We start from the raw sequence: 12,700 nt of genomic DNA on the forward strand, positions 1-12,700 counted from the left end.
CTGGGTTGCTGCGCTGCCAGTTGATCGGCCAGGCGCACGAATGCGCTCAGATCGAGCTGTTCGGGGCGCAGGCTGCCATCAACGCCGGCGGCCTCGATGGCGGCTGCATCGAGCAGACCCTTGAGTGTGTTGCGCAGGGTCTTGCGGCGCTGGTTGAACGCTTCGCGCACCACGCGCTCGAGCAGGGCAGGGTCCTTGGCCGGGTGCGGCGGGGGGTCGTGCGGCACCAGGCGGACGATGGCCGAGTCGACCTTGGGCGGCGGGTTGAACGCGCCCGGGCCGACGTTGAACAGGTGCTCGACCCGGCAGTGGTACTGCACCATGATCGACAGCCGACCCCAGTCGCCGCCGCCAGGCCCGGCGGCCATGCGCTCGACCACCTCTTTCTGCAACATGAAGTGCATGTCGCGGATCAGGTGGGCATGGGCCAGCAGGTGGAAGATCAGGGGGGTGGAGATGTTGTACGGCAGGTTGCCGACGACTTTCAGGCTGCGCGCGGGTACGCCGAGCTGGTTGAAGTCGAACTTCAGCGCGTCGCCCTGGTGCAGGCGGAAATTGTCGGCGTCGCGGAATTTGTGTTGCAGGATCGGCACCAGGTCTTTGTCCAGCTCGACCACATCGAGGTGCGCGCCGCTGTTGACCAGCCCCTCGGTGAGGGCGCCCTGGCCCGGGCCGATTTCCAGCAGGTGTTCGCCGGGCTTGGCATGGATGGCGCGCAGGATGCGATCGATAACGCCAGCGTCATGCAGGAAGTTCTGCCCGAAGCGCTTGCGCGCCCGGTGTTGGTAATGCTCGTTCATGGTCGGTTCTCGGCCATCTGGTAGGCGGTGTTCAGCGCGACGCGCAAACTGCCGGTGTCGACCCGGCCGGTGCCAGCGAGGTCCAGGGCGGTGCCGTGGTCAACCGAGGTACGGATGATCGGCAGGCCCAGCGTCACATTGACCGCCGCGCCGAAGCCCTTGTACTTGAGGACCGGCAGGCCCTGGTCGTGATACATCGCCAGCACCGCGTCGCAGTGCTCCAGATATTTGGGGGTAAACAGGGTATCGGCCGGCAGTGGGCCGCGCAGGTCCATGCCTTCGCCGCGCAGGCGTTCCAGCGTCGGCTCGATGGTGTCGATTTCTTCGCGGCCCAGGTGGCCGCCTTCACCGGCATGCGGGTTGAGCCCGCAGACCAGGATACGTGGCTGATCGATGCCGAACTTGTCACGCAGGTCGGTATGCAGGATGCGCGTGACTCGCTCGAGACGCTCGCCCGTGATGGCATCGGCCACGTCGCGCAAGGGCAGGTGCGTGGTGACCAGCGCAACGCGCAGATCACCAGTGGCCAGCATCATGACCACTTGTGCGGTGTGGGTCAGTTCGGCCAGGAACTCGGTGTGCCCGGAGAACGGGATACCCGCCTCGTTGATCACGCCCTTGTGCACCGGGGCGGTGATCATGCCGGCGAAGTCGCCGTTCAGGCACCCCGCACCGGCACGGGTGAGGGTTTCGAGGACGAACGCCGCATTGCTTTCGTCGAGCTGGCCTGCCACTGCCGGTCTGGCCAGCGGGGTATGCCAGACGTACAAGCTGCCGGCGGGCGCCGGCTGGTCGGGCCACTGCCCCGGTGCCACTGCATGCAAGCTGATCGCCAGCCCCAACTGCGTGGCCCGCTCGGCGAGCAGGTCACGGTCGGTGATGGCGATCAGGGGGTGGGGCTGGGCCTGCGTGGCGAGCAGCAGGCACAGGTCAGGACCTATACCCGCGGGCTCGCCCGGGGTCAGTGCGAAGCGCTTTGGCGTCACTGGGCGGCCTGGTCAGCGCCAGGCAGCTTGACTTCGACATAGGCCTCGTCGCGGATCTGGCGCAGCCAGCTCTGCAGCTCTTCGTCGTACTTGCGGTTGCGCAGCACGGTCATTGCCTGTTGCTCACGCGCTTGTTCGGTGCTGTCGGTGGCGCGACGGCCCAGCACTTCCAGTACATGCCAGCCGTATTGAGTCTTGAACGGGTGGGTCACGACACCTTGCTGGGCGCTGGCCATCTGTTCGCGGAACTCAGGGACCAGGCTGTTGGGGTCGACCCAGTTCAAGTCGCCGCCATTGAGCGCAGAGCCCGGGTCTTCCGAGAAGCTTTTCGCCAGTTCGGCGAAGTCTTCGCCGTTCTGGATCCGCTCGTACAGACGCTCGGCCAGTTGCTCGGTCGCCGCATCGCTGCGGATCTCGTTGGGCTTGATCAGGATGTGGCGAACATGCACTTCGTCACGCAGCACGTTGGCACTGCCGCCGCGCTTCTCTTCGAGCTTGAGAATGATGAAGCCGTTGGGGATGCGAATGGGCTGGGTGATATCACCTGTCCCCATGCTGCCCAGCAGCTTGGCAAAGTCAGGCGGTAGCTGACCGGCTTTACGCCAGCCCATTTCGCCGCCTTCCAGGGCGTTTTCACTGGCCGATTGAGAAATCGCCAGCTGGCCGAAGTCAGCACCTTGACGCAGCTTCTGGTAAACGTCACCTGCCTTGCGCGCGGCTGCCTGGATCGCATCCGAGTTAGCGCTTTCAGGGGTAGGAATCAGGATGTTGGCCAGTCGGTATTCTTCCGACAGCTGCATCTTGCCCATGTCCGAGGCGAGGAAGTTCTTCACTTCCTGCTCCGACACCTGAATACGCTCGGCGACACGACGCTGGCGCACGCGGCTGATGATCATTTCGCGCTTGACCTGCTCACGCGCGTCATCGAACGACAGACCATCACGCGACAGGGCCGCGCGGAACTGATCCAGGGACATGCCATTGCGCTGGGCAATGGTGCCGATGGCCTGGTTCAGCTCTTCATCGGTGATACGGATACCTGAACGTTCGCCAATCTGCAGTTGCAGGTTTTCCACGATCAGGCGCTCGAGCACCTGCTGCTGCAGCGCACTGGCAGGCGGCACGCCGCCGCCACGCTTGGCGATGGTCTGTTGGACTTCCTGGGTGCGCTGGTCCAGTTGGCTTTGCATGACCACGTCGCTGTCGACGATGGCCACTACGCGGTCCAGAGGTTGCACGGCGGCATGTACCGCCCCACTCAGCAGTGCGACGCCCAGCAGCGCTGGGCGGATGCGATCAAAAAGCTTGCTCTTCACGTTCGCGGTAACCTTGAATGCCTTGGTCGAGGAAGGATTCGACTTTCTTGCCAACGACGCCGCCGAGGCCCTTGAGGACGATCTGCAGGAAGACGCCATGGTCGCCCTTCTCGTTCTGTGGAGCCGCCTGGCTGTAATCGTCGAAATCAAGCCAGTAACGGTTGATCAGGCGCAGCTTCCAGCAGCAGTTGTCATACTCGAAACCGCCCATGGCTTCCAGGGTGCGGTTGCGGTTGTAGTCATGCTGCCAGCGTGCGATGACGCTCCATTGCGGGACGATCGGCCAGATGACCGAGAAGTCGTGCTGCTGGATCTTGTAGTAGTCCTTGATGAAGTTGGGCTGGCCTTCTACGCCGTAGTTGCCACCACCGACTTTCCACGTACCGGTTGCCGTGTCGAAGTTGATCTGGTCATTGCGATAGCGATAACCCAGGTTGACGATCTTGTTCGGCTCGTCTTCAGGCTGGTAGTGGAACATCGCGCTGCCCGAACGGGTGCTGTGGCTGTCCGGATCCCAGTTGAAGTCGGAGTTGAAGCGCCAGTCGCGGTTGAAGCGGTAGCCGTAGACCAGGGCGTAAGGCGAAACGTCCGAGGTGCTGTCGCTGCGGTCACGGTAGTCGATACCCGGCAGCTGGACTTCACGGTCCTTGAAGTACAGGGCCTGGCCGATGCTGAAGGTCTGGCGCTCGAAGCCATTGTCCTCGATCCAGCGCGTGGTCACGCCCAGCGACAGCTTGTTCTCGTCGCCGATGCGATCGGTGCCCGAGAAGCGGTTGTCGCGGAACAGCGAGTCGTAGCTGAACAGGGTTTCGGCCGTGTCGAACAGCGGTATGTCAGCCTGTTCCTTGTTCGGCACGTACAGGTAGAACATGCGCGGTTCGAGGGTTTGGCGGTAGTTGGTGCCGAACATCGATGTGTTACGGTCGAAGTACAGGCCGCTGTCGACGCTGAAGACAGGAATCGAGCGGTCGATCGAGCTGCTGTAGCTGGCATAGCCCGGCTCCGACGCTTGAAGTGCAGCATCGCGTTTACCTTGGCCATCCAGGTCGAGATCGTACTGGGTGTAGACATACTTCAGCTTCGGCGTGACGTAGCCGTAGCTCGCCTGCATCGGCAGGCTGATCGACGGCGCGAGATTCAGGCGCGTGCCGTTGGCGCGTGCGATACCGGTGATGTTTTCGTCGATCCGGCGTCCCAAGGCGATGCCGCCGACGCTGTCATCGAGATTGCCGTCTTTGTTGAACACCGTGCCGTCTTTCAGATCGCGGTCAAACCGCACCGCCTCGGTTTCATAATCGAAGTTCAACCCACCCGGCTGGAACGGCAGCGTCCCGTTCAGGGTGATTTGCGGCAGGCGATCGTACGGCGTGATCTGCGAAATGGTCGCCGCCTCGTAGGCATGCGCGTTCAACCGTGCGGTGTAGCTGTCGCCGCGGTAGGTCAGTGCGCCCTGCTGATCGAGGAAGTCTTTGCGCTCGACGCCGATCTGATCGGATTCGAGGTCCTGGAAGTAGAACGGGTCGCTGATGTCGGTGTAGTTCACCTCGGTCATCAGACGGTCGTTCAGGCCACCCTTGTGTTGCAGGTTGACCATCCAGCGCTTGTCTTTGTAGTCGGTCTGGCGCTTGCGCTCGTCGCTGTCGTCATTCAGGTAACCGCCGCCGACCTGACCTTCGCTGGACTCGGTGAGGTAGCGGAATTCGCCTTCCATCAACAAGCCGCGTTTGGTCATGTAGCGCGGGTACAGCGTGGCGTCGTAGTTCGGCGCGAGGTTGAAGTAGTACGGCGTGACCAGCGTGAAGCCGCTGTCGCTGCTGCTGCTGAACGACGGCGGCAGGAAGCCGGACTGGCGACGGTCATCGATGGGGAAGTAGATATAAGGTGTGTAGAACACCGGAATATCCTTGACCCGCAACGTGACGTTGGTTGCCGTACCGAACCCGGTGGCCGGGTTCAGGGTGATGTTGTTGCCCTTGAGCTGCCAGGCGTTGCTGCCCGGTTCACAGGTGGTGTAGGTACCATCCTTGAGCCGGATGACGGCGTCTTCGGCACGCTTGGCGTACAGCGCGCTGCCGCGGATGCGTGATTTGTGCATCACGTATTCGGCGTTGTCGACCTTGGCTGCGCCGGTATCGAGCTGCACTTCGGCCCGATCGCCGACCACCAGCGAGCCGTTGTCGCGCAACTTGACGTTGCCCTTCAATTCGCCGCGGTTCTCGGTCTGATACAGGTTGGCCTCATCGGCCTGCAACTGCATGCTGCCCTGGCGCATGACCACGTCACCGGCGAGGGTCGCGACTTGCTGTTCCTGCTGGTAGCGAGACACCTTGGCGTTGAGGTAGGTCGGCGACTCGTCCTTGGGCGTGGTGTCATTCATGCCCGGGCGGGTTGGCTCGATGTAGGCGCCGCCACAGTACGGGCCGGTTTCGGCCAGTTGTGCAGGGGTGAGCTTGTCACGCGGAACCCAGTCGAGGTGGCTGTAATCGGCACTGCGCGACTTCAGGCCGCGGCCCTTGGCCTCGGTGACCTGTACGGGCTTGTCCTGGGGGGCGTCGGCGCTTTGCGCAACGTCACCCTGGTCGCTGCCAGATTGCGCGGCGCCCTTGTGCACAGGCCGTGGGGGAAGGTTATCGCTGGCCTTGGGCTTGCAGTCCCAACCACCCGAGGCGGACACTTGGCAGTTGAACTGCTCGGCAGCCATCACCTGCGGCGTGGCCAGAGTTTGCAGGGCCAACAGGCCGCCGGTCACCAGCAACGGAAACTTTCTACGAAACGCGGGGGATTTCAATGCCATCTTATTAGTCCGGGCTTCCTGCGTGCCATCTGCCCGCGTGTGGGGGCCGCACGCCTCTCGATGGTCTGAAAAAGATGCTGGATAATAAAGCATGACCCGCTTGACGGCTAGGGCCGTCGGAGACCCATGTAATGCCCGAACATGATGTACGCCTGCAACACCTGAGTCAGTGGCTGGATGAGCAACTGCCGACCCTCTTCCTGAACAATGGCTGGGGCACCGTTCCCGCGGGAACATTGACCGCCGCCAGCAGTGACGCCAGTTTCCGTCGCTACTTCCGCTGGCAGGGGGGCGAGCGCACGCTGGTGGTGATGGACGCGCCGCCGCCGCAGGAAAACTGCCAACCGTTCGTCGATATTGATCGGTTGCTGGCCGAAGCCGGTGTCAACGTGCCGCTGATCCACGCGCAGGATGTCCCGCGCGGCTTTCTGTTGCTGAGCGATCTGGGTCGGCAGACCTACCTCGATGTCATCGAACCCGACAACGCCGACCGCCTGTTCGCCGATGCCATCGACGCCTTGCTGACTTTCCAGCAGTTGCCCTGCACCGCGCCGCTGCCGCATTACGACGATGCCCTGCTGCGCCGCGAGCTCGAGCTGTTCCCGCAGTGGTATGTGGCGCACGCACTGAACCTCAGCCTGACGGCTGCTCAGCAGGCCACCTGGCAGCGAGTCAGCCAGCACCTGATCGACAGCGCCCTGGCCCAGCCGAAGGTGCTGGTGCATCGCGACTATATGCCGCGCAACCTGATGGTCAGCGCACCCAACCCGGGTGTGCTGGATTTCCAGGATGCGGTGTACGGCCCGGTCACCTACGACATCACCTGCCTGTTCAAGGACGCCTTCCTCAGCTGGCCGCAGCCGCGTGTCGATGGCTGGTTGCGCGACTACTGGAACCAGGCGCGTGCAGCAGGCATCCCGGTACAGGCCGATTTCGACGCTTTCCAGCGCGCCAGCGACCTGATGGGTGTCCAGCGTCACCTGAAGGTGATCGGCATCTTTGCGCGCATCTGCCACCGCGATGGCAAGCCGCGCTACCTGAGCGACGTTCCGCGCTTCTTCACTTACATAGAAGAGGTCATCGCGCGCCGGCCTGAACTCGCTGAGCTGGGCCAGTTGATCAGCGAGCTGCACACGGGAGCCGCACGATGAAGGCCATGATCCTGGCCGCCGGCAAGGGCGAGCGGATGCGCCCGCTGACCTTGCACACGCCCAAGCCGCTGATTCCATTGGCCGGCCAGCCGTTGATCGAATACCACCTGCGTGCGCTGGCCGCAGCCGGGTTCACCGAGGTGGTGATCAACCACGCATGGCTTGGCCAACAGATCGAGACGCACCTGGGCGACGGCCGGCGCCTGGGCGTCAACATCGCCTACTCGCCCGAAGGCGAGCCGCTGGAAACCGGCGGTGGCATCTTCAAGGCGCTGCCGCTGCTGGGCAGCGAGCCGTTCCTGCTGGTCAACGGCGATATCTGGACCGACTACGATTTCGCCCGCCTGCGTGCCCCGTTGCAGGGCCTTGCCCATCTGGTGCTGGTGGACAACCCTGGCCACCACGGCGCAGGTGACTTCAGTCTCGCGAACGGGCAGGTCGGCAACGACGGCCCGGCGAAACTGACCTTCAGTGGTCTCTCGGTGCTTGACCCGGCACTGTTCAGGGACAGCCAGGCCGGTGCCTTCAAGCTCGCGCCGCTGTTGCGCCAGGCGATCAGTGAGGCACGGGTGACCGGCGAGTACTACACCGGCGCCTGGGTCGACGTCGGCACGCCCGAGCGGCTCGCCGAAGCCGAACGCCTGATCGCCGAGCAGCCCTGAGCATGTGGTGGCCAAGCACATTGCTGGGGCTGGGTGCAGGCTTTGCCGTAGCCAACATTCCCGGTGCCCTGCTAGGGGGGCTGCTCGGTCAGGCCATGGACCGGCGGCTGCGCGTGCACGGCTGGGCAGACCTCAACGACCGCCTGCATGGCCGCGGGCCATTGCGTGACGAAGACCTGTTGTTCGTCCTGCTCGGGCGCCTGGCCAAGAGTGACGGGCGCGTCGAGCAGAGCCATATCCGTCAGGCCCGGGAAGAGATGCTGCGTCTGGACCTCTCCGAGGCGGGTCGGCTGCGCGCGATCGAGGCCTTCAACCGCGGCAAGACCGGCAAGGACCGGCTGGGCCATCATCTGCGCCGGATCAAACTGCAGGCCCATGCCAGCGAGGGTACGGTACGCGCCTGCTGGCGCATGGTCTGGGCCGACGGCAAGGCAGGTCGCGAAGAGCGCACGCTGTTGGCCGAGTGGGGCGTGCAGTTGGGGCTGGGGCGGCTGCAGGTTCAAGCCCTGGCGCGTGAGTACGAGCCCCGGGGCATGCCGCGCGAGCCCTCATCGCTCACCTACGCGGGGGCGCTGCGGATGTTGGGAGTGACGGCCAGCACTGCGCCCACTGACATCAGGCAGGCCTACCGCCGGCTGCTCAGCCAGCACCACCCGGACAAGCTGCAAGGCCAGGGCGCCAGTGCCGCGCAGGTCCGCGCCGCGACCGACCGGACCCGCGAGCTGCACCAGGCCTACGCGCTGGTACGCAAGCGTCACGGGCTGTAACGCTGACCCAGGCTCGGAACATTACTGCTGCGGACTCAACCAGCCCTTGACCCGCCTGAACAACTGCTCCTGTTGCGCTGCGCTGTCACCGGGCGTGGCGATCAGCGAGAGCTGGCGGTACTGGCTGTCCTTGACGCGCTTGGTGGCCTGCAAGCGCTGCTGAGCGGCGTTCTTGTCCTGGCTGCGCAGGGCGTAGTAGATGTCGGCTGTCGGCACTTTCAAGGTCGGCAGCAGGCTGTGCAGGTTGTCTTCGACCCGCGCTGGCGTCTGCGCCGCGACCATCACCAGCTTCTGCACCTCCGGCGGCTGCTGCTCGCTGAGAAACCGCGCCGCCCAGTAGGCGCCGCTGCCATGCCCGAGCAAGACGATGGTTTGCGTGTTCTGCGACTGGGCATAGCTGACCGCAGCTTTTATACGGGCGAAGATCCGCTCGGCGTCAGCCTTGTCGTTGTGGTCGCTGGCCTGCGCTGCGTCGGTGCTTTCGGCCGTGTCTGCCTCGGGCGAGGTGGCTTGTGCGACGTTGGCGTTGGCGTCATCCGGGGTGTCCTTGGCAGGCGCCGTCTGGCCATCGGCGCTGGCCGGTGCCGCAGCCGGGGCAGGCTCGGCGCGGGCCTGAGGCTGCTCGGCCACCAGGTCCGGCAAGGTGATGCTCAAGCTGTGCCAGCCGCTGTCTGGCAGCTTGCGGCGCAAGGGGCCGACGCCGTTGGGCCAATCTGCCGTTTCACCGGCGCCAGGCACGATGATCACCGCGCCCTTGGGGTCGCTGTCGTTGGCCGGCGTCCACAAGGCCAGGAAGCTGTCGCTGCCAGCCTGTAGCGTGCGCTGTTGTTCCTTGGGCACCAGCCGTTCCAGTGCCTGGGCGTCGTCTGCGCTACGGTCGGCCAGGGGCGGACGCGGTGCAGGCGCCGTCACCGGGGCAGCGGGAGGCGGATCGTCAGCGGCGTGGCCCACTGGCACAACGGTTACAGCTAGGCAAAAGGCCACCAGCGATGTGCGATAAAGTGAGAACATCGGTCCGTCCAACGTCAGAATGTTCCTCGCAGCCTAATCGTATTTTTCCCCTCCGGCCACGCGTGATGGCCACCCTTTTGCCAGGATGCGCTTAGAGATGAAGCCCGTGCGTTGGCTGTTGATGGTCTGCTACTGCTGCCTGCTCAGCAGCCTGGCGTGGGCGCAGGCGCCTTCGGTCGGCCTCGAACCTGCGCAGCAACAGTGGCTCGACGCCCACCGCAACCTGCGCGTGGGCCTGGTGCTGCAAGCGCCCTACGCGCAGTTCGACCGGCGCCTGCAACAACTCTACGGCGCCAACGTCGAGCTGGTGACCTGGCTCGGCCAGGCACTGCGCCTGGACCTCACCTGGCGCAACTTTCCTGACCAGGCGTCGCTTGAGCACGCCCTGCAGGCAGGCGAAATCGACTTCGCCCCTGGCCTGATGCAGACCCAGGCCAGCCTGCGCCTGTGGCTGTTCAGCGACCCGTACATGCGCATCCCGCAACGGCTGGTCGGCCCGCGCACCGGCGCGGTGGCCGTTGACCTCGAGCGGTTGGCGCCTGACGAGCGCGTGGCCGTGCGCATGCCCAGCGCGCTGGCCGATTACCTGCGCAGCAACTATCCCCGGCTGAACCTGCAAGGCGTGCCCAATGAACGCACCGCCTTGCAATGGACCGTCGGCGGCCAGGCGAGCTACGCCGTGCTGGATGAGGCCCAGCTGAGTCGGCTGTCGCGGGAAAACGAATTCGCGGACCTGGCGGTCGTGGGTGACATCGGCCTGCCGCAGTTGCTGCGCCTCGGTTCGCGCGCTGACTGGCCAGCGCTGGCCGAGGTGCTCCAGCGGGGTATTCAGGCGATGCCCGCCAGGACCCTGGAACAGATCCACCAGCGCTGGCTGCAACCCAAGTACCCGCGCTTTGCCGAATCGGCCGGCTTCTGGCAGAACCTGGCCCTGCTGCTGGGGGTCGTGTTGCTGTGCGCGCTGGCCACGCTGGCCTGGCAGCGGCGCCAGCAACGCTACCTCGAACGGCAGTTGCTGGAGACCCGTGAAAAGCTCTCCGAGCGCCAGCTGCGCGAAGAATCCCTGCGCCTGAGCCAGTTCTCCCTCGACCAGAGCACCATCGGCATTCTCTGGGTCAACTGGGACAGCCATGTGCGCTATGCCAATCAGGCGGCCGAACGCATGCTCGGCTACCGCGACGGAGAGCTGCTCGAACGCCCGCTGAACGACTTCGAGCCCAACCTGCACATGGACCGCTGGCTGGAGCTGTGGAAGCGCGCCCGTAGTGGTGATGACATCGAGCACTTCGAGAGCCACTGTCTGCGCGCCGATGGCACGCTTCTGCCGGTCGATCTGTCGTTGTCGTTCCTGCGTTTTCGCGACGCCGAATACCTGGTGGTGTTTCTCACCGATGTGACCGAGCGACGCCGTGCCCTGGCACAACTGCGCGAGAGCGAGGCGCGTCTCAAGGGCATTGCTGGCAATGTGCCCGGGCTGGTGTTTCGCCTGGAGCGCGACCCGGACGACGATGGCCTGGAATTTCCCTACATCAGCGAGGGCAGCCAATCGCTGGTCGGCTACTCGCCGGCGAGTCTGCAGCAGCCGGACATGGGCTTGCGCAGCCTGGTGCATCCCGACGACCGCGCCGACTACCATCGCGTCCAGGACCTGGCCCTGGCCAACGATCAGGACTGGTCATGGCAGGGCCGGGTGCTCACTCGCGAGGGCGAGCAGCGCTGGGCCGACATCAAGGCCAGCAGCCGGCACCTGGGCGATGGCCGGGTGGTCTGGGATGGTGTGGTCTGGGACATCACCCAGAGCAAGCGCGCCGAGCAGGCGCTGGAGCGTTCCCAGGAGCAGTTGCGCGAGCTGTCGGCGCATCTGGAAAGCGTGCGCGAAGAAGAAAAGGCGCGCATCGCCCGTGAGGTGCACGACGAACTGGGCCAGATGCTCACCGTACTCAAGCTGGAGGTGTCGATGTGCGAGCTGGCGTACGCCGAGCTCGACCCTGGCCTGCAAGAGCGGCTGTCGAGCATGAAGCGCCTGATCGCCCAGCTGTTCCAGTTGGTACGCGATGTGGCCACAGCCTTGCGCCCGCCGATTCTCGATGCCGGGATCGCCTCGGCCATCGAATGGCAGGCGCGTCGCTTCGAAGCGCGCACGCAGATTCCGTGCCTGGTGCAGGTGCCCGACAGCCTGCCGGCCTTGAGCGATGCCAAGGCCACGGGTCTGTTCCGTGTGCTGCAGGAGGCGTTGACCAATGTCATCCGTCACGCCCAGGCGCACACGGTGCAGATCGAGCTGGTGCATGAACACCCACGCTTGCGCATGACCGTCATCGACGACGGCGTGGGCTTTGCCCTCGACGACAGCCGGCCGACTTCGTTCGGCCTGGTTGGCATGCGCGAGCGGGTACTGATGCTCGGTGGCAGCATGACCCTGGACAGTGAACCCGGCGAGGGCACCAGCCTGAGCGTGACCATCGCAGTGCAACAGGAGGAACGCGTGTGATTCGAGTGCTGGTGGCAGAAGACCACACCATCGTCAGAGAAGGCATCAAGCAACTGATCGGCCTGGCCCGCGACATGCAGGTGGTGGGGGAGGCGGGCAATGGTGAGCAGTTGCTTGAAACCCTGCGGCATACGCCGTGCGAGGTGGTCTTGCTGGACATCTCAATGCCTGGCGTCAGTGGCCTGGAGGCGATCCCGCGCATCCGCGCTCTGAACGATCCTCCGGCGATCCTGATGCTGTCGATGCACGATGAGGCGCAGATGGCTGCCCGTGCCTTGAAGGCCGGCGCGGCCGGGTATGCGACCAAGGACAGTGATCCGGCGCTGCTGCTCACCGCCATCCGCCGCGTGGCGGCGGGCGGGCGCTATATCGACCCGGCGCTGGCCGATCGCATGGTCTTCGAGGTTGGCCTGACCGAGTCGCGGCCCCTGCACACCTTGCTCTCGGAGCGGGAGTTCTCGGTGTTCGAGCGCCTGGCCCACGGCGCCAACGTCAACGACATCGCCCAGCAGCTGGCGTTGTCGAGCAAGACCATCAGCACCCACAAGGCGCGGCTGATGCAGAAGCTGAAAGTGCATTCGCTGGCCGAACTGGTGAAGTACGCGATGGAGCACAAGTTGCTTTGAGTGCTCTGTTTGCGACAGAGGGCGAGGCGGCTGCGTTGGGTTGGCTTCGCCACCGGCCCAGCATAGACAGCATCGGTTCAGCCAGTAGATGGAGTT

10 protein-coding genes are annotated in these 12,700 nt (G+C 64.7%); 5 read left to right on the plus strand and 5 right to left on the minus strand.

Annotated elements, in window-relative coordinates; all coding sequences use genetic code 11:
• From rsmA to RT028_RS02805, 4 genes are all read right to left on the minus strand, one after another.
• The coding region (gene rsmA, locus RT028_RS02790) for a 16S rRNA (adenine(1518)-N(6)/adenine(1519)-N(6))-dimethyltransferase RsmA (protein ID WP_312932222.1) at positions 1 to 800 on the minus strand (800 nt) is incomplete at its 3' end.
• Positions 797 to 1,786, minus strand: a complete 990-nt coding sequence (gene pdxA, locus RT028_RS02795) for a 4-hydroxythreonine-4-phosphate dehydrogenase PdxA (protein ID WP_312932223.1) — start codon at positions 1,784 to 1,786, stop codon at positions 797 to 799. The genes pdxA and rsmA, both read right to left, overlap by 4 nt.
• Positions 1,783 to 3,102: a peptidylprolyl isomerase gene (locus tag RT028_RS02800; protein WP_312932225.1), complete on the minus strand. Its 1,320-nt coding sequence runs from the start codon at positions 3,100 to 3,102 to the stop codon at positions 1,783 to 1,785. Before RT028_RS02800 ends, pdxA begins: the two co-directional genes overlap by 4 nt.
• Positions 3,083 to 5,896 carry an LPS-assembly protein LptD gene (locus RT028_RS02805; protein ID WP_312932226.1) on the minus strand — a complete coding sequence of 938 codons (2,814 nt, stop codon included), beginning with the start codon at positions 5,894 to 5,896 and terminating at the stop codon, positions 3,083 to 3,085. The genes RT028_RS02800 and RT028_RS02805 overlap by 20 nt, the downstream gene beginning before the upstream one ends.
• Before the next feature lie 131 nt (positions 5,897 to 6,027).
• Here RT028_RS02805 and RT028_RS02810 point away from each other — a divergent pair, with 131 nt between their 5' ends.
• Genes RT028_RS02810 through RT028_RS02820 form a run of 3 tightly spaced genes read left to right on the plus strand, consistent with a single transcriptional unit; the run spans position 6,028 to position 8,476 of the window.
• On the plus strand, positions 6,028 to 7,047 hold the full coding sequence (locus RT028_RS02810; RefSeq protein ID WP_312932228.1) for a phosphotransferase: 1,020 nt from the start codon (positions 6,028 to 6,030) through the stop codon (positions 7,045 to 7,047).
• Positions 7,044 to 7,709: an N-acetylmuramate alpha-1-phosphate uridylyltransferase MurU gene (murU, locus tag RT028_RS02815; protein WP_312932230.1), complete on the plus strand. Its 666-nt coding sequence runs from the start codon at positions 7,044 to 7,046 to the stop codon at positions 7,707 to 7,709. Before RT028_RS02810 ends, murU begins: the two co-directional genes overlap by 4 nt.
• A 2-nt stretch (positions 7,710 to 7,711) precedes the next feature.
• A complete protein-coding gene (locus RT028_RS02820; RefSeq protein WP_312932232.1) occupies positions 7,712 to 8,476 on the plus strand; it encodes a TerB family tellurite resistance protein in 765 nt (254 codons plus the stop codon).
• Between the two features lie 21 nt (positions 8,477 to 8,497).
• Here the strand turns inward: RT028_RS02820 and RT028_RS02825 are convergent, their stop codons facing one another.
• A complete protein-coding gene (locus tag RT028_RS02825) occupies positions 8,498 to 9,487 on the minus strand; it encodes an alpha/beta hydrolase family protein (protein WP_312932234.1) in 990 nt (329 codons plus the stop codon).
• Positions 9,488 to 9,584: 97 nt separating this feature from the next.
• On the opposite strand from RT028_RS02825, the gene RT028_RS02830 reads away from it, so the two are divergent.
• Both RT028_RS02830 and RT028_RS02835 read left to right on the plus strand, forming a co-directional pair.
• A complete protein-coding gene (locus RT028_RS02830) occupies positions 9,585 to 11,978 on the plus strand; it encodes a PAS domain S-box protein (protein ID WP_312932236.1) in 2,394 nt (797 codons plus the stop codon).
• On the plus strand, positions 11,975 to 12,604 hold the full coding sequence (locus RT028_RS02835; protein WP_312932238.1) for a response regulator transcription factor: 630 nt from the start codon (positions 11,975 to 11,977) through the stop codon (positions 12,602 to 12,604). The genes RT028_RS02830 and RT028_RS02835 overlap by 4 nt, the downstream gene beginning before the upstream one ends.
• Positions 12,605 to 12,700 lie beyond the last annotated feature (96 nt).

This window comes from Pseudomonas sp. (assembly GCF_032058845.1).
Taxonomy (GTDB): domain Bacteria; phylum Pseudomonadota; class Gammaproteobacteria; order Pseudomonadales; family Pseudomonadaceae; genus Aquipseudomonas.